A 22,364-nucleotide genomic window follows, 5' to 3' on the forward strand; every position below is an offset into this window, starting at 1 on the left:
ATTGCAATGCCCCTACAGAAGGAATTGGGACTTTATAAATCAGCTCTAAAGGTTGGGAAAAGTGACAAATGGCATGAATATAGATAAGTGGTATTAGTTTTTGGAAATTAGAAGAACGGTTGTGGTGAATCGGGAAGTAATTGGCATTGATCTGGGAGGAACGGCAATTAAGCTGGGGAGGTTCCGCGAGGATGGGACTTGCTTGGAGTCGTTGAGTGTGGCGACACCGCAACCGGCAACACCGACAGCGGTTTTGGATGCGATGATAGAAGCGATCGCGCAGCTCGATCCAGCAAGACACGCGATCGCGCTCGGTATCGGCACCCCAGGCCCAGTGGATGCATCAGGTAGAATTGCCAGAGTAGCAATTAACCTCACAGGTTGGCATGATGTGCCCCTCGCAGATTGGTTAGAAGCCAAAACAGGTTTACCCACAGTTCTGGCTAATGATGCTAACTGTGCTGGGATGGGAGAAGCTTGGTTAGGAGCTGGACGCCATTACCGGAATTTGATTCTGCTAACACTCGGTACAGGTGTGGGGGGTGCGATTATCCTCGATGGGAACCTGTTTGTGGGTCATCAAGGTGCCGCCGCTGAGCTAGGATTAATTACCTTAAATCCAGAGGGTCCGCCCTGTAATAGCGGCAATCAAGGCTCTTTAGAGCAATATGCCTCAGTAGCCGCCATTCGCCGCCGCACAGGGTTAGAACCAGAGGAACTGGGCAAGCTGGCAAGCACAGGCGATCGCCAAGCATTAGAATTTTGGCAAAGCTACGGACGCGATCTCGGTGTTGGATTATCAAGTCTTATCTATGTTTTAACGCCGGAAGCGATTGTCATTGGCGGCGGCGTTAGTGCAAGTGCAGAATTTTTCTTTCCGGCTGCACTTGCAGAAATTGAGCGGCGGGTGCTGAAGAGTTCCCGTGAGGGTTTGCACCTATTAAAAGCTGAGTTAGGCAACCAAGCTGGAATGGTTGGGGCGGCAAAATTGGCTTGGCAAATTTTGAAGACTGAAAGTTGAGGGTTGAGGGCTGGGGACTGAGGGTTGAGGATTGAGGAGTGTTAGTCTCAGCACTTGTCGTTCTCCCTACTGGTTAAAATGAGTGCCCGGTTTTCTGTTTGATATATTCCAAAATTTTCTGATAGCAATCCGGGTCATTCTGCTTGTTGATAATGATGGGAATAGCACTATTCGGCAACCAGAACGTGAGCCTACCGTTAGAAGAATAGGAAAAGCTACTGATACGGTTGAGATCGACTACATATTCATTCCGTTCATAACTAACTTTGATCCAAGATGCTGCCAGTGAATGGAAGCTAACTTGTTGAATATAGTCCATTACTTGCTGATAGCCATCCGGGTTACTTTGACGGTTGATAATAATTGGGATGGCACTATCAGGCAACCAAAAAGTTACCTTACCGTTCGGGGTGCAAGCGAAGGCACTGATGCGGTCAAGATCGATTACATATTCATTTCGCTCATAACTCACTTTAATCCAATACGCCACATGACCTCCTCACATTAAGGTGAGTTCTGGCACTGACAACGCTCCCCCGCGCAAGTGGTTGGTGGAAAGCAGGACGTGAAGCGATCGCTTTCCGTCCTGCTGTAATTGCCAGCAACTGTTAAGATACCTCAGCTGCTTGGAGCGTCGCATCTTCTTGGGTAGGCTGTGAGGAGTCAGAACGGGCGAGTCCGGGGTCAAGCTGGGCTAGTGCTGCTTGAATCAATCCCTGGAACATCGGGTGGGGATTGCTGGGTCGAGAGCTAAACTCCGGGTGGAATTGGGTGGCAATAAAGAAAGGATGGTTAGGTAGTTCAATAATTTCCACTAATCGCCCATCCGGCGAGGTACCGCTGATCGCATAGCCAGTTTCTAAAAACAGGTTGCGATAAGCATTATTAAACTCATACCGATGCCGATGCCGTTCGTAAACCACTTCTTCTTGATAGAGCCGGAAGGCTAGAGTATTGGGCGCTAAACGACAAGCATATAGCCCCAAGCGCATCGTGCCGCCCAAATCCACCACATCTTGCTGTTCCGGCAACAGGTTGATCACCGGATTCGATCCATTTGGGGCAAATTCAGCACTATTGGCATCTTCTAATCCTGCGACGTGTCGCGCCCATTCAATCACCGAACATTGCATTCCCAGGCACAAACCGAGGAAGGGGATCTGGTTTTTACGGGCGTATTCAATCGCCGCAATTTTGCCATCGACACCCCGAACGCCGAACCCTCCAGGTACTACAATGCCGTTCACTCCAGCCAGGTAAGTTTCGGCGCTGCCCGATTCGATGCTTTCCGAGCTAACCCAACGGAGGTTAAGGTCACAATTCATGGCGATCGCTGCATGGCGCAAAGCTTCCAACACTGATAGATAGGCATCTGTTAACCTTACATATTTACCAACGATGGCAATCTCTATCCGGTGAGTTGGATGATATAGGCGATCTACTAAGATTTTCCACTGGCTCAAGTTGGGTTGGCGTTGCTCTAGTTGCAGCAATTCTAGGGTTTGCTGCGCTAGTCCTTCCCGTTCTAAAATCAGCGGCACTTCGTAGATACTTTTGGCATCTTGGGCTGTAATCACGCACTCGACGGGAACATCGCAGAACTCTGAGATTTTTTCTTTGAGTCCTGGGTGTAGAGGGCGATCGCATCTACAAACTAAAATATCCGGTTGAATCCCGATCGACCGCAATTCCTTCACCGAATGCTGCGTCGGCTTGGTTTTCATCTCCCCTGCTGAGGGAATCCACGGCATCAGGGTTACGTGCATATACAGCACGTTATGACGCCCCACATCTTTGCGGAACTGACGAATTGCTTCCAAAAATGGCAGGGATTCAATATCGCCCACCGTGCCGCCAATTTCCGTAATCACCACATCCGGGTTAGTATTTTTGGCAACTCGCTGGATGCGATCTTTGATTTCATTCGTAATATGGGGAATTACCTGCACGGTGCCCCCCATATAATCGCCACGACGCTCTTTATTGAGTACCGCTTGGTAAATCGAGCCAGTTGTGACGCTATTGAGCCGAGACATGGACGTATCGGTGAAGCGTTCGTAGTGCCCCAAGTCCAAATCCGTCTCGGCACCATCTGCCGTTACGAACACTTCTCCGTGCTGAAAAGGACTCATCGTCCCCGGATCGACGTTAATATACGGATCTAATTTCAGGATAGAAACCGAATAGTCACGCGACTTCAGCAAGCGTCCTAAACTTGCTGCTACAATTCCCTTGCCGATACTGGAAACCACGCCGCCGGTGACAAAGACAAACTTAGTCATAAAATGCTTAAAAGAAGAGCCATGTCGGCAACCCACCCCGTTAATTGTGCCACAGTCTTAACGAGTTGTTCGTTGCTTGTTGTTTGCAGTCTGCGATCGGTGATCGCTGGTTTGTAAAACCTTGGCAGAGTGGCTTTGTTGGCTGCCTTATCACCTATCCTATAGGAACGATAACAAGGCTAACAGTTGCTTTGCGATCGCTTATAGACCTTCAAACCCCTCAAAGGACTGACGACGGACAATTCCCACGCTTGGGCGATCGCGCTTTTGGTACGGTTTAACCCCTGAGTGACACTATTTTTGGCTTTGACTGAGTACCTCCCGACTTCGCTTCTAGCATCTGGTATTAGCACTTTGCCTTTACCGGAAGTTAGACGAAATCGATAGCTTCGTTCCTTTCAATGCCATCAATCCCACTCGTTTTCCTGCCAATTAGATTCTAAACTATTGATACCTGGTAATGCTTCGACCTCTGTAAATTGCTTGATAATTAAAATACTATTAACTGGATAATCGGTGGGCTAAGACACTAGACATGGCTAAAGTTTACGATGAATTAAATCAGAATCTCCGAGACTTTATTCAGGAGCAGAAAATCTTCTTTACCGCGACTGCACCGAAAGAAGGTCGGATTAATTTGTCGCCTAAAGGAGTAGATACTTTCCGCTGTATTGATAATAATACAGTGGCTTACCTTGATTTAACTGGGAGTGGCAACGAGGCCTCCGCTCATTTACATGAACCAGGAAATGGGCGGATGACGATCATGTTTTGCAGCTTTTCAGAAAAGCCTTTGATTCTTCGTTTATACGGTCAGGGAAAAGTAATTTTTCCAAGACATGAAGCTTGGGACAAATTTTATTCCTTGTTTACGCCAATCTTAGGAGAACGTCAGATCGTGGTACTTGAGATAAAATCAGTACAAACTTCATGCGGATATGGCGTGCCCATTTATGAACTGAAAGAAGAAAGAAAAACTATCAGAGAATGGGGTGAAAAAAAAGGGAAACAAGGAATCTTTGACTATTGGTGCGAAAAGAATCAAAAGAGTATCGATGGACTCCCCACAAAACTTTTACAAGATTAAAGAAACTTTTTTACTAATTTTATCCTCTAATTGATGTAAGGAACTTAGGATTTAACATGAGAAACATCCTGGGATTGGCTGTATTAGGGGTGGTTATGGCAGCACCAGTATCGGCAAAACAATCTCTTTACGTTTCCTATCCTCCTGCTAGCCATAAAACCACAGCTGACCGAATTTTCTTAATTGGCACAGCTCCACCGCCAGGAAAAGTGTTGGTGAATGGGAAAGCGATCGCGCGGAGCAAACAGGGGCATTTTGCTCCCAGTTTTCCGTTAAAGCCGGGAGAGAACCTCTTTACGGTGAGCTATCAAGGTCAAGCCGTCAAACTTAAAGTTACGCGGGCTGCCGCCCACCCTGAGCCACCAAAGGGGTTGGCATTTGCCAAAGATTCCCTGACTCCATCGCAGGATCTCGCCAGACTACCGGGTGAATTGCTGTGTTTCGGCGCGGTTGCTCCTGTTGAGGCCAATGTTTCCGTCAATTTGGCGAATCAAACGATTCCGCTGACTAACCAGCAGCAGGTTGTACAGCTACCAGCGAATTCTGCTGCCTTAACCGCACAAAATCAGCCCTATGCTGTCGCTGGGGCAGGACACTACCTGGGTTGTGCGGCAGCGGCGGCGGCGGCGGATTTGGGTCGTCCCCAGTTCAAAGTAGAAAAAAATGGGCAGATTGTGAGTCAGGAGGGACCGGCGAAGATTCAGATTCTCTCTCCGGCGCAGCTAGAAGTGGCTGAGGTAATTGTTGATGCCGGGGTCGCCCGAACCGGGCCAAGTACAGATTATTCTCGCCTGACGCCGCTGCCGAAAACTACGCGAGCTACAATTACAGGTCGAGACGGGGAATGGGTGCGCTTGGACTATGGCGGTTGGATTAACAGTAAAGAAGTTCAAATTGTCAAAGGTTCGGTGCCACCGCGATCGCTGATTCGCAGTATTCGCGCTCGGAAGATTCCCGGTGCCACAGAAGTCATTTTTCCCTTACAAGTGCCGGTACCGCTCGTTGTGCAGCAGGGCGATCGCACGTTGACATTAACGCTGTATAACACGACGGCGCAAACGGACATCATTCGCCTCGACCCCGATCCCGTCATTTCTCGCCTGGATTGGCAACAGGTCGCCCCAGAAACCGTTCAATATACGTTTAATCTCAAATCCGCCCAGCAATGGGGTTATACGGTGAGATATGAAGGCACGAGCCTGATTTTATCTCTGCGCCATCCCCCTCGTCTCACCTCTGGCCCCTCCCCTCTCCGTTCTCAGTCTTCCAACAAGCCTTTATCTGGAATCAAAATTGTTCTCGATCCCGGACATGGCGGTGAAGACAGTGGCGCAGGAGGGCCAACCGGCTATCCCGAAAAAGAGGTGACGCTCACCATGTCCAAGCTGATCGCCACTCAGCTGATTGCACGGGGTGCCACAGTGTACCTGACGCGGGAGGTTGATAAGGCGGTGTCGCTGCCAGAACGGGTGGCAATTATTGACGCAGTGAAACCGGCAATTTCGCTTTCAATTCACTACAATTCCCTCCCCGATGAAGGAGATGCCCAGAATACGCAGGGTTTTGGGACTTTTTGGTATCATCCCCAAGCCCACAGCTTAGCGATGTTTCTGCATAACTACATCGTGACTCAGGCGGGGCGTCCTTCCTACGGCGTTTTTTGGGATAACTTAGCCCTCGCGCGTCCTGCCTCTGCACCCTCTGTATTGCTGGAATTAGGTTTTATGAGCAATCCGGAAGAATTTGAATGGGTGGTCAATCCGCAAGCGCAGCAGAAGATGGCGGCAGCGATCGCTGAAGGCGTTACCCAATGGTTCAAAGTCGCTCGGTAAATACTCTTGTCGGCAGTAGGCTGGGTATGGGCATTCCTTTTGCAATGATTTGGGCAATGAATTCCCATCCCAGCAATACTAATTAAGTGCCTAATCGGAAGTCTTCGCTTCTGCGGCTTGTCTGACTTGCTCAATTGTCAAACTTAAAGCCTCTGCGACCTGTTCCACAGTCAACCCTAATGTCAATAATCGAGACACTGCTTCTAATTTTGCTTCCAGTTTACCCTCCTCGACGGCGTCTTGATAAACTCTAGTTTGCTTTAACTCACTGAATCCAAACATTGCTTCCATCTCCTGGCGAGTCATTTGTGGAAACTTATACAAAACTATTGTCTCAATCAACTCTATAACTTGTCGCCTGATGGCTTCATCAGCAATTTCTTGACTAGCTTTATTCAGTAGCTGCCTTGCCAACTCGGTGGCTTTCTTTTTAGTTTCTACGACTAATTTCACCACTCCCACGCCAAGAGATCGATCTGCCGCTTCTCCTAATTCATCCAAATATATCCGCCTAACTCGCGGACTGGTCAGTAATTCTCGATACTGCGCTTGTACGCCAGGATCTAGGCTTCTGTTTTTAAAGATTACTGCTCCGCGCCAATCATTCGGTCGCTCATATTGAGAGAGGTATAAAAATATTTCGCCAAAAAAGCGCTGATAGAACCTTGGATCGCGTTGAAATTGGACTTCTACAAAATAAATGGGTTGGTCGGCAGAATCGTCAGAGGGTAGAAATAAACCATCGATACGAAAAGCAGTTTGTTTAACTTCAACTGAAGTGAATTGATAGGTGTTACCCGTTGAAGCAGGTTGACCAATCAATTCAAAGAAGATGCTGGGAAAAGCTTGGAATAGTTGATAGAAAATGCTGTCTATTTTCACGCTTTCAGAGCCACTATTGGAAAAAAAAATAGGGCGGGCACTGCCCACCCTATCGTGTTTACACAATAATTAAGCTGATTGAGCAATGTGATAAGGACTGGTTAACTTATCCAGCTGTTGCACTAACAGACTGAGGAATAACCCGACATCGGTGACGACGCCGACGGATTCGACAGAACCGCGATCGCTCAATTTGGTGACAACGGCTGGGTTAATATCTACGCAGACCATCTTCACCCCGGCTGGGGTCATATTTCCCACCCCAATTGAGTGCAGCATCGAAGAGAGCATCAAAATCATGTCTGCCCCTTGCAGCAGTTGGGAATACTCTTCCTGAGCTTTAATTAAGTCCATCTGAGTATCTGGCAGGGGGCCATCATCGCGGATGGAACCGGCAAGGCAGAAGGGAACGCCATTGCGGACGCACTCATACATGACACCGCTGTTGATCGCACCGTTCTCAACGGCTTTGGCAATACTGCCATAACGGCGAATCGTGTTAATTACTTTCAGGTGATGGCGGTGTCCCCCACGAACGGCGACGCCGCGTTTCATATCCACACCCAGCGAGGTTCCGAGCATGGATTGCTCGATGTCGTGGACAGCGATCGCATTTCCTCCCAGCAACGCCTGCACATAACCTTGCCGAATTAGATGCGTCAGGTGTTCGGCACCGCCAGTATGAATCACTACTGGCCCTGCTGTCACCACTACTTTACCGCCAGCATCGCGGATTTTGCGAAGTTCCCAGGCAACTTGTTCCACCACCAATTCCACGCGGCGTTCGCTGGAAACTCCGGCAGACATAAAGCTGAACTCTTGGGTGTTGCGCTGTTCGCGGGATTCGGTTTTACGAACCGTGCGGATACCGACGACATCAACGACTACCTGTTCGCCAAGTTCTAAATCCCGCAGCAGTTTACACCGTGCTACCCGTCCGTTGGGAGTTTGGGTAATGGCGATCGCGCCATCCATGCGTTGCTCTTGCACTCGCACCCACTCCCCATTGATTCTGACTTCTGTGGGATAAATGGTGGACACATAGAAATCATCTGGAGCCACCCCAGCTTGGATGACATCTTCCAGCTTGGCATCACGCTCATCTTGGGGCAAATTCACCGCACCCAAATCGATAAGCTGCGACAAAATCGCTTCCATCACATCATGGGAAGGAGCCGACACTTTCACCTCCGCAGAGGAGGTACTTTGCCGTTGCTCTCCCAGACTGAAGTTGAGAACCTGGAAGCTGCCCCCATTTTCTACGACTAAATCTAAAGCACGGTTGATTAAGCCGGAGTCCAGCAAATGCCCTTCTAGACGAATCGTGCGGCTTTCCACTGAGACATTGGCATGGACTTCTTCTCGGACGGGTTCCGTCACCCGCAGCGTCAGGCACTTAGCAGCGCCACCAGCTTTCAAAAATTCTGTCAGCGGCGTTTCGATGACTTGGAATCCAACATCGGCAAGGCGTTTTTTGAGTGCCTCACTCGCCTTATTCATCACCACAACGTGGTCAATATTCACAGCGTTGCAGGCGAAGTTCACTGCATCCGCTTCCTCAATGGCAATCCGCTTCTCCGGAGCAACTCGCATTTCAATCAAGCGGTTGGTGTAAGAATCAAATGCGGGGGGATAGTAGAGCAAATAGCCGCCACTCAAGGGACAGAAGCAGGTATCGAGATGATAGAACCGCTCATCCATCAGTCGCAGCGATAGCACTTCGATGTCGAGCCACTTTGCCAACAACGGGTGAGAATCGAGTTCTGAGCGGAAGCCGTATCCCGCCCACAACCAGCGCCCCTCTCGATCCAGCAGCGCATCGCCCGCGCCTTCAAACGGCAAGTCTTTAGGCAGTTCATGCACCTTATAGCCTTTTTCCTCAAACCATTGCTTGAAATAAGGCTCCTCACCCTGCCGCTCTTTGTGGAAGAAGCGGCTCAGGACGACGGTATCTCCCAGCACCAGCCCAGCATTGGCTGTAAACACCATGTCAGGCACACCGCGTTGGGGTGCAACCAAATCGACAATGGCGTGATCTTTGAGGACGTAGTGAAGTTTTTGCCATTGCTCGACGGCGCGATCGCGCGAGGATTTGTGAATATTGCCCTCCATCCAGGGATTAATCACATAATCCACGTCGTAATGGTCGGGAGCGCACATGAGGAAGCGGATCGAGGAGGTCATAAAAGAATCTCAAGTGAAATAGACAAGGGCAAACTCTTATTGGATACAGACTTTCTACGATCCAATTCTGTAGGACTTGTTACGAAATCTTTACCTCTTATTCGTAACAGCGAAAGTCAGCTCTAGAGGCTAATGTCTATTTTATTCCTTTACAACCAAAGAGACTTGACAAAAAGCGATTTATGGGAAATTTTTAACAGTTTTAGTGCAAATCGCTCCTATGTTTGATTAGCACTCCGTCGATATTGCAACAAGGTTGGAGGCCAAGTAGCTTGGGCTAATAAGGGCTGTAAATTTTTAGCAACGCGGGAGGCTAAAAGCTGGTGTCCGGCGGCATTTGGATGAATGATATCCTCCTGCCGATTTTTCGGATTATCGACAATTCCAGTTAAAACCTGCGGAATTAAATAAGCTTGTGTATCTTTAGCAACACGCTGATAAAGTTCGTCATATTCATCTTCTATGTAGCCGAGATTGATTCCTAGCAGCACAACAATTGCTTTTTGTTGTTGAATCGAAGTGACAATTTGTTGCAAGTTCTGTTCTGTCTCAGTTTTGGGAATTTTTCGCAGAAAATCATTTCCGCCTAATTCAACAATTACCAGCCAAGGTTCTGCCGCGATCGCATCTTTTTGTAAGCGACTCAACCCCATTGCGGTTGTATCGCCGCTAACACCGCGATTCAGTATTGGCAAACCGAGTTGACGACTCAGGACACTAGGAAAAGCTTCTGTCTTGTCCACCCCATATCCAGAGGCGATGCTATCGCCTAAAACAATAACTTGCTTACCAGCACCCGCTTTAAGGTTTTTGACATCATCGAAATTGTTGCTGCAACTGGTAACAACCAGTAGGGAAGCAAACAGCAAACTAAAGAACCACACCCATCGGCGTTTTTTCATACACTTTTCCAATTCAACTCAACGATATTGCAGATGGTTAGCGGTAGGGGCGAAGAAAGCGCGATCGCCTATGCCACGTAACCCAATATTATTAATGCGAATGCTTCGCCCCGCGCTTCGTCTACTGACCACTTTTTTCGGCGCGGTAAGCATCGATAATCAAATAAACGCCTTGAGCCAACATCATAAGGATGACTAATGGCAAGGATGTTCCCGACATAACTGAAATAATGCCCCCTATATCAATCAATCCTGCTTGGACAAGAAATGATACAGCGCTGGCTTTCTTAAGATTAACTGAGTCTGAGGACAGGATAAGAACAAGTAAGAGTAAAGCTTGAAGTTCTGGGTTTTCAACGATAAGTAAATATTTGAACAGGTTGGTAGTCATTTGTGGAATTACTGAACCGTACAATTCCACGAAAGCGAATCGACTGGAGAAACCGCAGAACTCATAGGGACAGATATTAAGTTACCCTTTCTGACCCTCATCAAACCGTGACGCCGCTTAAGCTATTAATATCCGCAACTGCCCTTATCCGTTGATTATGGCTGAAATCCGCAATCGCAACAGCGTCCAGGTAAACGAGGCTGGAAAGCAGAAACTCATAGAGGCTAAAGCTGCTAAACATATTTACCGTAATTATAAAAAAAGGATTTGGACGTATTTGGACATTGCTGAAGCCTCTGGAGTGGGTGAAAAGACGGTTAAGCGGTTTTTTGCGGGAGAATCTGTTGATTGTGATAATGCGATCGCGATCGCTAAATCCCTAAATTTAGAACTAGCAGAGTTAATCGATCCGAAAGAGTCGAATCCTCCAGATGCAACCCCAGAAACCCGGATTGGCTGGCGCGATATCTACCACAAAATGCTGGAGGAACAGCTGAAGCGTTACCAATTCCGGCGACAGGCGACGGGTACGGGGTTGGGGCATGAGGTGGGTATTTATGTGCCGCTGGGTTTGGTGAAACCGACAACTCAGCCTCGAAGGGGTGAGGAGTTTTGCCCATCCCCAGATGAGGGGCGGTTGCAATATCAGCTGAATGAGAAGGAAATTGAGAAGCGGTTTGAGGCGGATGCGTTTCTCCGGGAGGTGATTGAGGCGGGGGAAGGCAAGACGATTGCGATTATTGGGGAACCGGGGGCGGGGAAAAGTACGTGGTTAGAGCAAATTGCGCGTCATCTCAAGGATTCAGAAAATGTTTCCCGGTTGCCGATTTGCATTCAGATGGGGAGTTTGGATGGGAAAACGTTGGAAGAGTATTTACTCCAGGTTTGGCTGAAGGAGGCGCTGTCTCTTCAAGGAATGACGGTATCAGCCCAGATGGAAACTGAGTTGATGCAGCTGTTTAATTCTCATCAGGTGTGGTTGCTATTGGATGGGGTGGATGAAATACGGGGGGATACATCCACGGGGGCAAATTCGTCTCTACAAGGAATTGCAAATCAGCTGAGGGGTTGGGTGGCGCAGGCGCAAACCCTGTTAACCTGTCGGCTGAATGTTTGGCAGGCGAACGATCGGGTAGTGCCGAATTGTGATGTCTATCGCACCCTGGATTTTGACGATTCGCAGGTGGGGAAGTTTATTGAGGAGTGGTTTGCCAAGGCGGGGAAACTCCAGTTAGGGAAGCAGTTACGGGAGAAGTTAGGGGAATCGGGGCAGGAACGGATTCGGGATTTGATTAGAAATCCTTTGCGGTTGGCGCTGTTGTGTCAAACCTGGGCGGTGAAGCAAGGGGAGTTGCCGAAGACGAAGGCAACGCTTTACCAGCGATTTCGAGAGGATTTCTATGAGTGGAAAAAAAACGAGTTTCCCATCAGCTGGCAGCAACGGCAGGAGTTGAATGCAGCGTTGGGAAGGTTAGCCGTTGCGGCAATTGAGAAGCAGACACCGCTGAGGGAGTCGCTGGCATATCAGGTGATGGGGGAATCTCTGTTTGAGTTAGCGCAGCGTATTGGTTGGCTAAATCTGGTGTACCGAGATGGGGAAACCGATGAACCTGTCTATGCGTTCTATCATCTGACGTTTCAGGAATATTTTGCAGCGCTGGCGATTGACGATTGGCACTTTTTCTTGACTCATGACAATGACAATCCTCAACCGTTACCAGGCAATATTTACCGCATTTTTGAGCCGCAGTGGAAAGAGGTGATTTTGCTATGGCTGGGGCAAGAGGATGTGGAAAGCGAGCAGAAAGAGGAGTTTATCCAAGCGTTGCTAGAGTTTGATGATGGATGTGGAGGATTTTATCGGTATCGAGCCTATTTTCTAGCCTCAGATGGGATTGCAGAATTTATCGACTATAGCCGTGCTGATGAAATTGTGACACAGCTTATTAAGTGGAGCTTTGGTTATTTCAATTTTCAAAAGAAGCAGTGGCGGACATTTCTAGAACCAATTGCTAAAGGAGCTAAGGCTGCATTACAGCAGACTGAACGTATAAGAACAATCAATACCTTGGTTGCGTTATTTCAAGATGACCTTTATGAACACACCAAGCATGAAGTAGCAGAAATATTGGAACAAATCGGAACTGCCAACCAGAAGGCTATTGAAGCCTTAATCCAATTCTTAGATTCAGAGTCTAATAATTGGAGACGTTGCACTATCGCTAGAAGCTTAGGGCAAATCGATTCTGGCAACCAGAAAGCTATCCAAATTTTGATTTATCTTATATTAGAAGCTCCAGAACCTGATCTTAATAACTTTGCTGCTCAGAGCTTAGAGAAAATTGCTCCTGGTAACTCAGAAATTATTCACTCACTGAGTGAGATGCTGCACTTGGAATATTACAATAAATATTTATCTATGCAATTATCAGATATTGAGGCACAACGTTTCTGGGCTGCTGAAAATTTGCTCTTAATTGCACCTGATAACCAAGAAGCTATCAAAGTTTTGATTGAACTACTGCGTAAGGATGAACTTGAACATGAATGGATTCGTATTGCTGCTATTGGGATGTTACCTAGAATTAAAACTAATAACGAAGAATTAATTAACTTTTGCCATGAAATTTTAGACTCCGAACCGGATGAAATGAATCGTTGTGACATTGCTAGGGCATTGGGAATGGTTGATCCTGGTTGCGAGAAAGCAGTTCAAACGCTGATTAAGTTATTGCAGAAAGATGAACTCCACATTCGCTCTCATGCTGCTAGTTGCTTAGAGGATATAGGAGAGAAAAATGAAGAAGCTATCAATGCTCTAACTCGGCTCTTAGAGTGGACGGATTCTCAAACTGAATATAACAGTCATGCTGAGTATATTCGCTGGCATGCTGCCAAAGCATTGGGACGAATTGATGCTGGTAACTCAAAGGCAATCACTGTTTTGACTAACATTTTAAAAAATAGTAAAGAGTTTTGTAAGGTTGCAGCTAATAGTCTGAAAAATACTCTTGTAAATGGGCAATATCTGAATATGGTAAAAAACTTACAGGGTACCTTAGAGCTATCATCAGAATATGGATATGAAAATGAAGCATGGAAAGATCCATACCAGGAAAATTTTTGTGATCTTTTTTTGGATATATATTTAAATATTCATGATTCTTACAGTTGTAAATATGCGACTTTGTGGTATTGCACTGATCGCATAAGATATCCAGCTTTTTATCAAGCTTTGCATAGTCGAATAGAGCCTCTAGACAGTAAGTTTTTAATAATACCAAAACCTTCTAAATACATACATTATTTTTTAAGAAGTGCAGAGGAAGAAATAACAGACAATGCTCAAGATATCTCTGATATTGACGCTGACAATCCCACTCCCACAAACCAAAATATCAACCCATCTGACATACCTAAACTTCTCCACGCTGCCATCAACAACGACTCCCATATGAGGGACAAAGTACAACCCATTTGCATTGACAGCAGCAAATTCGAGAACTCAGATAATCCCGCCTCGGAAATTTACGCCGAGATGGTAATGCAAGGCTGTCCCGAACGTCAGAATGGGGAACCGGAAACGATGCAAGCTCTCAAAGTTTATTGTCAGCTAAAATGTCAGGGAGTCTTCCTAATTTTTTACGAAGCTACAAGCGGCGAAACACCCCAAGGCTTCAGTCAAACCTTCCTCACATCTCTGAGCAAATTTAATAACGCGAGGAGAATTTGTGTCGTGAGCGAACAGCCTTGTAATCTCCAAACATTCTCTCCCAGTCAGCCGAATTTAGTTGCCGATATTGTGAGTTGGATTCGAGAGAAGATGATGGAAGAATAAAGCGCGCTTCCTTATCCTCAACCCGCTATTAAACTTCCTCTTTATATCAATTCACTCAGGCTGCTTGTGATGAGTTGCCAAACCCGCAATAAAAGCCCCCACAACCATTCCTCCCCACAAGCCGCTGCTGCTGCCTTGCATATAAGCTCCCGGCATCATCCAAGCTTGGCACGCTGTCTTGAATGCTGCGAATTCCAAGGTATTTTTTGTCATATTTTCGCAGCGTTGGTTATCAGCCAATAACTTAATTTGTACCCCCATGTAAGCACCGAAACAACCCGATGCTAACGCCATAAAAGTACAAATTAACATACGTTTTTTATTCATGGCTAACAGCTAATGGCTAATTATTTGGAATGGTTAATGATATCAAATCCCGTTTAATCCCCACAATTTTCCGGAACCCCACCCCGCCAGAGCCTGCGTCTCCGGCTCCCCTCCCCGCAAGCGGGGAGGGGCTGGGGGTGGGGTTCTTTTATGGACAATTCAACAGATTTGATCTGACTGATTAGCCATCAACCATCAACCCGTGTTCCGCATCCCGGCAGCAATCCCGTTAATCGTTAACAGCGCCCCGCGTAGCAATTCGCCTTTACTGTAACGAGAATGGACGACACCAGACGCAGCTTGCTTACCATGTTGACGCAGGCGTTTTAGCAGAGAGACTTGCAAGAAGCCCAGAGGGACAATCGTACCGTTGCGTAACTGCACAGACCTTTGCAAGACTGGATCGCCATCCAACAGCCGTTTGTGACCCGCAATCGTCAGAACTAAATCGCAAGTGAGGTGAAACTCGCTCTTGATTTGCTCAAACAAGGCTTCAAAGCGATCGCGATCTTCCGGGTGGGACAACTCCCGCACGTAGTGGTGAGCAATCTGCAAATCGACTTTCGACAACGTCATTTCTGCTTTAGAAATTGCCATCTTGAAGAAAGGCCACTTGAAGTAGAAATAACGCAGCAGCTTCAGATTTTCTTCGGGTTCTTCGTTCAAGAACTCTTGCAATGCCGTTCCGACGCCGTACCAACTCGGCAGCAGGAAGCGCGTTTGCGTCCAGCTAAACACCCAAGGAATTGCCCGCAGACTCGCTAAATCCTTTTTACCGCCGCGACGGGCAGGACGAGAGCTGATTTGCAATTGGCTGATTTCTTCGATGGGCGTCACTTGGTGGAAGAAATCGACTAAATCCGGTTGCTCGTAAATCAAGGCGCGATAGTGGGCACGCGATCGCGTCGCCAACTCTTCCATGATTTCGTTCCACGGCTCAATATCATCAAACCCGGTTCGCAGCAAGCTTGCTTGAATCACAGCGGTTGTCACCGCTTCCAGGTTGTACAGAGCTAATTCTGGCAACGAGTATTTAGAAGCCAGCACTTCCCCCTGTTCGGTAATTTTGATCCGCCCATTGATACTATGACCGGGTTGAGCCAGGATCGCTTCGTAGGCGGGACCGCCGCCGCGACCGACCGAACCGCCGCGCCCGTGGAAAATCCGTAAGGCGATGCCGTACTGTTCGGCGATTTTTTGTAGCACTTTCTGAGCTTTATGGATTTCCCAGTTACTGCTCAAGAAGCCGGAATCCTTGTTGCTGTCTGAGTAGCCCAGCATCACCTCTTGCAGGTTATAGGTTGGAGATTCCAAGTTGGCAGGTTGGTTTGAATCCTCAACCTTTAACGCTTGCGAATCTTTAACGTTTTCATAGCCTCCCGCAAGACAAGCGCGATACAAAGGCAGTTCAAACAAATCTTGCATGACTGCGGGTGCCCGCTTCAGGTCTTCCACCGTTTCAAACAGCGGCACTACCATGATGCTGCTCTTTCCTGTGGAGGGGTCATACAGACCCGCTTCTTTTGCCAGGAGCAGCACTTCCAGAACGTCGCTGGCTTCCCGGTTCATGCTAATGATGTAGGTTTGGCAGATTTGAGAACCAAACTCTAGTTGGAGCTGCCGCAGCATTCGGAAGGTTTCAACGGTTTCGCAAATTTTTTCAGAAAATGGCAATTCTGCTGGGATTAGCGGGCGCTTGGTTTGCAGTTCCGTTGCCAGCCACAGCGCTCGCTCGGCTTCCGATAGCTCGTTGTATGCCTTAGGCAGAATTTGCAGGTATTGAGTTATTTCGTTGAAGGTGTCGGAATGGCGAGTGCTTTCCTGGCGAATATCTAAATGCGCCAAGTTGAAGCCATAGATTTCCACCTGACAAATTAAATTTTCCAGATCTCGGCATGATAAACCCGTCTCAATCAGGTTCCGGTGAATCAGCCGCAGTTCTGCTAGAAATTCTTCTCCAGAGCGGTAAACGACGTGAGACTGGCTATCTGAGATTTGCCGATGCAAGTTTTCGCCATCCGAAAGCCGCCGGTTGCGATCGCTGGTATTTTGCAGACGCTGCTGAATGTATGCCAGCTTGAGGCGGTAAGGCTCTTGCCGGTATCGAATTGCCAGATGCTCGTATACTTCTGGCATTTGCGACCGATCCTGCTCTAAGGAGTCCAGCAAATCTGGCAAGACATCGCTCCAGTGTAACGACAAGCTGAGCTGATTTGTCAGTTGCCGCAACGATTGGATATACTTCTCCAGCACTAAACCGCGCTGATAGCAAGCGGTTTGCCAAGTGACTTTCGGGGTGACTGAGGGGTTTCCATCCCGGTCTGCCCCTACCCAAGAACCAAACTGGCAGAAGTTGTTTACAGGGGGAGTTAGTCCCGGAAAAGAAGCTTTTAAAGCGCGTTTTAGGCGTTGATGAAGCTGAGGAATCGTATCAAACAATACTTCCTGGAAGTAGTGGAGGGTGTAATCCACTTCATCCAACACGGTTGGTTTAAATTGATGCAGTTCATCGGTGCGCCACCAGAGGCGAATTTCTTCGGTTAATTGTTCGATGCAAGCCTCTGCTTCCCAAGAAGTCGTCAAACCTAAGGCTCTAAATTCTTCTTCTGCCTGGTCTAGCTGTTGCAGAATTTTAGCAATCCGCTGCTGTTTGCCGCGAATCGTATGGCGAACAATTTCCGTGGGGTGAGCGGTGAAAACTAGCCGCACGTCCAGATTGTCAATCAACCGCTGGATTTGCTGCGGAGGCACATTCATCTGGCGTAAATGGGGAAACAACCCGTGGAATGTCCCGGCATTTCGTTTAGCTGTGCCATCGTGGTGCCAGCTCTTTTCAAGCAAATCCGCGCCCGGTCCGCCGTTTTGGTTTTCTTCCTCCATGTCCTCTGGCGACAACACAATGGCGGAGTCCCCATCTCCTTGCAGGCTAGGAAGTTTACGCGGTGCTGCCTCACCAGCAGGAGCATTGTATGTAGCACGTCGGGAAAGCTGCTGATCGCGCTGTTCGTAGTGCTGCTCGACGATGTTAATGAGCTGGAAGTAGAGAGCAAAGGCGCGTGAGGCTCGAATCGCTGCATTGAGATCAAGCTTTTCGATCAGCTGAGGTACTGACTCAGGCAATTCTGTTGCCTGTCCTTCTGGCGAACACCTCGATCGAAGTTGATTAAGCAGATCGACCAGTTCCTGACCGCATTCCTGCTGGAGAACAGACTCCCATAAGTCCTCCACCACTTTGAGGCGATGACGTAAAAATAAAGCAGAAGTAGATGTTACCGTCAATTGCTGATCCGTCGATTGCAGTAGGGAACTCATAGAGTCTATTCTCTCTAAAGAAGAATAATCACCTAATTTTAGGGTTTCTAGTCCCAGCAAGTGGTTTACAGCGAACACCAACTGGGTTTTTCCAGAAAAAGGGAGGGGTTGCGAACTGACTCTTTCAGCGCTAGGCTAACGCCTCGCTTCGGATGAGCGCGATCGCGTCCTAGTTTGTCGGCGAGCGTATTTTTATCTACTTTCCGCTACTCTTCCTCATATTCCCCTTCCTGTGATGTGTTTCCTGGGGTGGGTACGTGGAGAACCGGCAAGCGATCGCCCCGAAATACTTCCTCACTATTTTGTCCAATGGCGCATAGGAATTCGCTGACTGCTTTGATGCCTAAAACTCCGAGTAGCATCGGCACCGTGGCTAAACTCAACCAAATTTCGGGCGTTGCAGACGTTGCATTTTCGGCGGTTGACGGTTGCTTTTTGTTAGGAAGAGTTTGCATGGGAGAAGGTCTAGATGAAAACTAATTTCTTTTTAGACAAACAAATAAAAGAGGTCAGAATTTAAACAGCACAAGGGGCACTTATCCTTCTAGTTTATGCATCTGAATAATACAGCGATAGCCTCCTAGGGCATAGTAGGAAGGGAACACGCTCCTCAGCGCTACTGTCCTAAGCACGGGGCGTTCGGCAAATAGCTATGGCACAAGGGCAATAATTCGGTACCACCAATGGCAGTCTTGTGTAAGACTACTGAGAATCTAGAAGCAATTGTACAAAGCTTGGGGACGTTCGGAGCGGTTAACGCTTGCTGAAGTATTAAGTATGAAGTATTAAGTATGAAGTATGAAGTGTGAAGTATATCCTGAAATTTTGGTGTTCAACCAATTTTTCATCCTTTGTGACAACCTTTAAGCGCGACTTCCAATCGCAGGGTGCGCCCTCCGGGCTACAGCGTTCATGCTTCATCGTCTTTTCATCTGTTGCAAGTCCAGGGTACTTTCTTTGTGATGTTGGATGCCGATCCGATCGCCTATTTAGAGGGTCAATCCTCCCTCGCCCAGTGGGTTTCCCGCGCTATCGGTCTTCCGGAAGTGCGCCTACGATTTCGCTTACGAGGGAATAACCTGCATATTCTTTGTGAAGGCTCCGAATGTCCGCCTGCTGGACCCGTTGTGAGCCGATTTGTCGAGGCACTGAAGGGGAAGGAAGGAGGAGCTGGGTTCCCCCCGCAAGACGCTCCCATTGACCAGGTGATTCTCTATGGTCGGAAACTGGGCATCCAGCGCCCAGACTGGATCAAGCAAATTCACCTAGAGCGGCTGGAACTGCATCAGGCGTCAGATGCCGCAGGCGTAGCTGCTGCGACGCCAACGGATGGGCAGGAAATGACTGCCGAGCGAGGAGTAACTAGCGATGCTGACGGGCTGAGAGTCTCCAACCGCAGCCTCGCTCGCTCCGGTCAACCAGAAGCGATCGCGCGTTATCTGAGCGAAACGCTCAGCCCAATGGGAGTCGGCGTCAAGGTCGTGATTCAGACGCTTGGGAGGGAGCCAGGAAGCCGGGGAGCCGGACAGCATCAAGAATTGTCCCCTGCTTCACCAGCGGTTTCCCGTCGTCTGTGGGTACTTTGCGATTCTAACTACAGCACCGATGAGTCGCTGATGGCGGAGCCGGTGGCGGCTCAGTTACGAAATTTGAAGCTGGAAGGGTTTCGGGATGCTGTGATTTGCAGCCAGGTTCGAGGAGAAGCGGCTCCCGATTGGCGGTTGCGGGTGGATCTGACCCCTCCAGAAGAAATGCTCAAGGATTGGGCGCGTTGGGGAGATATCCAAGCGATTGCCCGCTTGCTCAATCAAGTGTTGAACGCGCAGGAGATGCAAATCTCCGCAGTTCTGAAAGATTCAACGCTGCATTTATTTTGCAGCCAGAAGCTCTTCAAGCAGCTAAAAGCAGCCGGAGACATCGTACCCGCAACCAGCGATGCGGCTGAGATTGCGATCGCTGCCCCCGATCGAAAAACCGCAACGAGTGCGATCTCTCCCGTTTTAGAGTTTCTGACAACGCAAGGCATTCACGCCGCCACCATTTACGGCGTTGAGACTCACGGTGTAACACCAGTCCCGGAACAAGAAACGCCAATCTGGATTGAATGGCTGAATTTACCTGCGTCCAGAGATCCCGCTTTAGCAGAATCTACTTTGGAATTGGCGCAACGGGGCGATCTGAACGCAATTCAGTTTTTATTGCAACGCTTACTCAATCCCGACCTAGACGAGCGATTAACAACGGGTGGCATTCGTTTATCTCTGCGCCGCAAACAAGATTTGTTGCACATCATGAGCGAGGCACTCTCTAGTCCGCAGCAATCTGCCGTCGGGCCACCTGTTGCTAAATTCCTGCGTGGGTTGGCGATTCCTGGCATTAAAGGGGTGCGAATTTATGGGCGTCGCGCCGGTCACTCCACCCCCTTGTGGCAGATGGGCGTTGATTTCACCCCTCGCAAACGACTGGTACCGGAAGCAACCCCAGAATTTGCTGCCAGCGATGTTTATCTAGGAGATATCCTCTCTGGCAGTAACGAACCCGTTCTGCGTTCTGATGTCACTAAGGAAGACCTCAAAGCAGCCGCTAGCGCTGTCTCTTTCAAAGTGACTCGAACCATCCAGCAATGGTTATGCGCTTCCCAATTGTTTATTCCCACGGTGGAGATTAAAGACCTGGCACCCGTCGCCTCAGGCAAACTTAGCACTTCCACCTACACTTATTACCAAGGTTTCGTCGTGGCTTTGGTCTGGGGGATGCTGGGATTCTTGCTCACGGTGCAAACGGATTGGTTTCTGTCTGCGATCCTGAAGTCAAAACCACCCATTAATCAAGCGTCAGCGGTCAGCGGCAAATCAACCCTTGACCCACGAGAACCGATCGAGGATACGTCAGTTCCCTTGCCCCAGATGTCTTTGCAAAAATCTCGTGGTTCAGAGGCTCCTGTCTTCAATTCCGAAGGATTCACTCGCCAAGGAGATATCACCGTAAGGAACGAGGGTGAAAAGTCCCAGCGGAATGCCGCATCAGCAGCAATTTTGGCAGCCGCCCGAAGTTCTAATCCCTCTTTTAATAACCGCCTGTTAGACGAAAAAGTGGCTCTCTACCAACAGATGCTGTTACAAAGAGGGGGAGTTCCCCCGGATGTTTGGATTGTGGGCAGTTCTAGGGCAATGCGGGGGGTCGATCCTCAAGCGCTGGAAGAAGCACTGGCAGCGCAGGGATATCCGGGTGTTCAGGTGTTTAACTTTGGCATCAACGGTGCGACGGCTCAAGTAGTAGATTTGATGGTTCGCCAAGTTTTGACGCCAGAGCAACTGCCAAAACTGATTATTTGGGCGGATGGTGCCAGAGCGTTTAATAGCGGGCGGATAGATGCCACCTATAATGCGATCGCTAACTCGCAAGGCTACCAACATCTGCTTGCCGGTACTTTCCCCAAGCAGAATTCAACCCCAGGAAGTCCCAGCCGAACGACGGCGACACCACCGGCTAAAACTCCGGCGACGGCGGATAAAGGAGCTAGTGGTTCCTTAACGCAAAGCTATCAAATGGTTAATAATTGGCTCAATGAAACGCTAGGAACGTTCTCAGCAACTTATCCCCAGCGCGACCAAATGAAAACGCGGTTGCGGGATCTGTATGTTGTTTGGGCAAAACCAGCGAAAACAACTTCTGAGGGAGCTACCGATACTCCCCAAGCATTGACAGCCAGCCAATTTGCCATCGATTTTGATGGCTTCCTTCCCCTCACCGTTCGTTACAATCCTGCCACCTACTACAAGCAATATGCCAGAGTCAGCGGCGACTATGACAGCGATTACTACGCTTTCAAGATGGAAGGCAAGCAAACCCAAGCACTAGAATCGCTGCTGCAATTTACCCAAGCGCGTCAAATTCCGATTGTTTTTATAAACCTGCCTTTGACCCAGGATTACTTAGATCCAGTACGCATAGAATATGAGCAAGAATTTCAGCGGTATATGCGATCGCAAGCAATTCAAAAAGGGCTGATTTTCCGAGACTTAAATCAGCTTTATCCCACTCAACACGATTATTTTTCCGACCCCAGCCACCTCAACCGCTACGGTGCTTATGAAGTTTCTAACCAGCTAGCCGAAGATCCCATGATTCCCTGGCCTGCTAAATAGGACTGAGTTAAGAGGACTGAGGACTGAGTGAACCAGGAGTGGAATGAGTGCCCAATACCCAAGATGAATTTATCCCGTTCTTTTACTTAGTTCAATTCTTCTTGTTTACCCTTAGTTTCCTGCTAAATAGGATTGAATCATGTTAGCGCGGCACGAAG

15 protein-coding genes are annotated in these 22,364 nt (G+C 48.4%); 5 read left to right on the top strand and 10 right to left on the bottom strand.

The window, feature by feature from the left end:
• Positions 1–121 precede the first annotated feature (121 nt).
• Positions 122–1,021 (top strand): ROK family protein, encoded by a 900-nt coding sequence (locus tag NDA06_RS20170; RefSeq protein WP_190986636.1) that lies wholly within the window; start codon positions 122–124, stop codon positions 1,019–1,021.
• Positions 1,022–1,094: 73 nt separating this feature from the next.
• Here the strand turns inward: NDA06_RS20170 and NDA06_RS20175 are convergent, their stop codons facing one another.
• The 3 genes from NDA06_RS20175 to NDA06_RS20185 all read right to left on the bottom strand — a co-directional run bounded on the left by NDA06_RS20175 (position 1,095) and on the right by NDA06_RS20185 (position 3,656).
• Complete coding sequence (locus NDA06_RS20175) at positions 1,095–1,511, bottom strand: hypothetical protein (RefSeq protein WP_190412837.1); 417 nt, start codon at positions 1,509–1,511, stop codon at positions 1,095–1,097.
• A gap of 118 nt (positions 1,512–1,629) precedes the next feature.
• Positions 1,630–3,303: a CTP synthase gene (locus NDA06_RS20180; RefSeq protein WP_190412838.1), complete on the bottom strand. Its 1,674-nt coding sequence runs from the start codon at positions 3,301–3,303 to the stop codon at positions 1,630–1,632.
• Positions 3,304–3,482: 179 nt separating this feature from the next.
• On the bottom strand, positions 3,483–3,656 hold the full coding sequence (locus NDA06_RS20185) for a hypothetical protein (RefSeq protein ID WP_190686557.1): 174 nt from the start codon (positions 3,654–3,656) through the stop codon (positions 3,483–3,485).
• A gap of 182 nt (positions 3,657–3,838) precedes the next feature.
• Here NDA06_RS20185 and NDA06_RS20190 point away from each other — a divergent pair, with 182 nt between their 5' ends.
• Complete coding sequence (locus NDA06_RS20190; protein WP_348251826.1) at positions 3,839–4,390, top strand: pyridoxamine 5'-phosphate oxidase family protein; 552 nt, start codon at positions 3,839–3,841, stop codon at positions 4,388–4,390.
• A gap of 56 nt (positions 4,391–4,446) precedes the next feature.
• Positions 4,447–6,222 (top strand): N-acetylmuramoyl-L-alanine amidase, encoded by a 1,776-nt coding sequence (locus tag NDA06_RS20195; RefSeq protein ID WP_190536179.1) that lies wholly within the window; start codon positions 4,447–4,449, stop codon positions 6,220–6,222.
• Between the two features lie 90 nt (positions 6,223–6,312).
• Here NDA06_RS20195 and NDA06_RS20200 read toward each other — a convergent pair whose 3' ends face one another.
• The 4 genes from NDA06_RS20200 to NDA06_RS20215 all read right to left on the bottom strand — a co-directional run bounded on the left by NDA06_RS20200 (position 6,313) and on the right by NDA06_RS20215 (position 10,581).
• Positions 6,313–7,104, bottom strand: a complete 792-nt coding sequence (locus NDA06_RS20200; protein ID WP_190986971.1) for an Rpn family recombination-promoting nuclease/putative transposase — start codon at positions 7,102–7,104, stop codon at positions 6,313–6,315.
• A gap of 69 nt (positions 7,105–7,173) precedes the next feature.
• A complete protein-coding gene (locus NDA06_RS20205; RefSeq protein WP_190676053.1) occupies positions 7,174–9,288 on the bottom strand; it encodes a TIGR00300 family protein in 2,115 nt (704 codons plus the stop codon).
• A gap of 218 nt (positions 9,289–9,506) precedes the next feature.
• Positions 9,507–10,190, bottom strand: coding sequence for a GDSL-type esterase/lipase family protein (locus tag NDA06_RS20210; protein WP_190986970.1), 684 nt, complete (start codon positions 10,188–10,190; stop codon positions 9,507–9,509).
• A gap of 121 nt (positions 10,191–10,311) precedes the next feature.
• Positions 10,312–10,581 (bottom strand): hypothetical protein, encoded by a 270-nt coding sequence (locus tag NDA06_RS20215; RefSeq protein WP_190412845.1) that lies wholly within the window; start codon positions 10,579–10,581, stop codon positions 10,312–10,314.
• A gap of 157 nt (positions 10,582–10,738) precedes the next feature.
• On the opposite strand from NDA06_RS20215, the gene NDA06_RS20220 reads away from it, so the two are divergent.
• Positions 10,739–14,419: a HEAT repeat domain-containing protein gene (locus NDA06_RS20220; protein ID WP_190986969.1), complete on the top strand. Its 3,681-nt coding sequence runs from the start codon at positions 10,739–10,741 to the stop codon at positions 14,417–14,419.
• Between the two features lie 51 nt (positions 14,420–14,470).
• Here the strand turns inward: NDA06_RS20220 and NDA06_RS20225 are convergent, their stop codons facing one another.
• The 3 genes from NDA06_RS20225 to NDA06_RS20235 all read right to left on the bottom strand — a co-directional run bounded on the left by NDA06_RS20225 (position 14,471) and on the right by NDA06_RS20235 (position 18,513).
• Positions 14,471–14,746 (bottom strand): hypothetical protein, encoded by a 276-nt coding sequence (locus NDA06_RS20225; protein ID WP_190430153.1) that lies wholly within the window; start codon positions 14,744–14,746, stop codon positions 14,471–14,473.
• Positions 14,747–14,941: 195 nt separating this feature from the next.
• On the bottom strand, positions 14,942–18,058 hold the full coding sequence (ppc, locus tag NDA06_RS20230) for a phosphoenolpyruvate carboxylase (protein WP_190986968.1): 3,117 nt from the start codon (positions 18,056–18,058) through the stop codon (positions 14,942–14,944).
• A 206-nt stretch (positions 18,059–18,264) separates the two neighbouring features.
• On the bottom strand, positions 18,265–18,513 hold the full coding sequence (locus NDA06_RS20235) for a hypothetical protein (protein ID WP_190439935.1): 249 nt from the start codon (positions 18,511–18,513) through the stop codon (positions 18,265–18,267).
• 432 nt (positions 18,514–18,945) lie between these two features.
• On the opposite strand from NDA06_RS20235, the gene NDA06_RS20240 reads away from it, so the two are divergent.
• Positions 18,946–22,206: a DUF1574 domain-containing protein gene (locus NDA06_RS20240; protein WP_348251827.1), complete on the top strand. Its 3,261-nt coding sequence runs from the start codon at positions 18,946–18,948 to the stop codon at positions 22,204–22,206.
• Positions 22,207–22,364 lie beyond the last annotated feature (158 nt).

It is taken from the genome of Trichocoleus sp. ST-U1, assembly GCF_039961835.1.
GTDB lineage: Bacteria > Cyanobacteriota > Cyanobacteriia > Cyanobacteriales > FACHB-T130 > FACHB-T130.

Bases quoted from the DNA above. Each gene is read 5' to 3' on its own strand.
- NDA06_RS20180 (WP_190412838.1), bottom strand. From the start codon at position 3,303: ATGACTAAGTTTGTCTTTGTCACCGGCGGCGTGGTTTCCAGTATCGGC.
- NDA06_RS20190 (WP_348251826.1), top strand. From the start codon at position 3,839: ATGGCTAAAGTTTACGATGAATTAAATCAGAATCTCCGAGACTTTATT.
- NDA06_RS20195 (WP_190536179.1), top strand. From the start codon at position 4,447: ATGAGAAACATCCTGGGATTGGCTGTATTAGGGGTGGTTATGGCAGCA.
- NDA06_RS20205 (WP_190676053.1), bottom strand. From the start codon at position 9,288: ATGACCTCCTCGATCCGCTTCCTCATGTGCGCTCCCGACCATTACGAC.
- NDA06_RS20210 (WP_190986970.1), bottom strand. From the start codon at position 10,190: ATGAAAAAACGCCGATGGGTGTGGTTCTTTAGTTTGCTGTTTGCTTCC.
- NDA06_RS20215 (WP_190412845.1), bottom strand. From the start codon at position 10,581: ATGACTACCAACCTGTTCAAATATTTACTTATCGTTGAAAACCCAGAA.
- NDA06_RS20220 (WP_190986969.1), top strand. From the start codon at position 10,739: ATGGCTGAAATCCGCAATCGCAACAGCGTCCAGGTAAACGAGGCTGGA.
- NDA06_RS20225 (WP_190430153.1), bottom strand. From the start codon at position 14,746: ATGAATAAAAAACGTATGTTAATTTGTACTTTTATGGCGTTAGCATCG.
- ppc (WP_190986968.1), bottom strand. From the start codon at position 18,058: ATGAGTTCCCTACTGCAATCGACGGATCAGCAATTGACGGTAACATCT.
- NDA06_RS20235 (WP_190439935.1), bottom strand. From the start codon at position 18,513: ATGCAAACTCTTCCTAACAAAAAGCAACCGTCAACCGCCGAAAATGCA.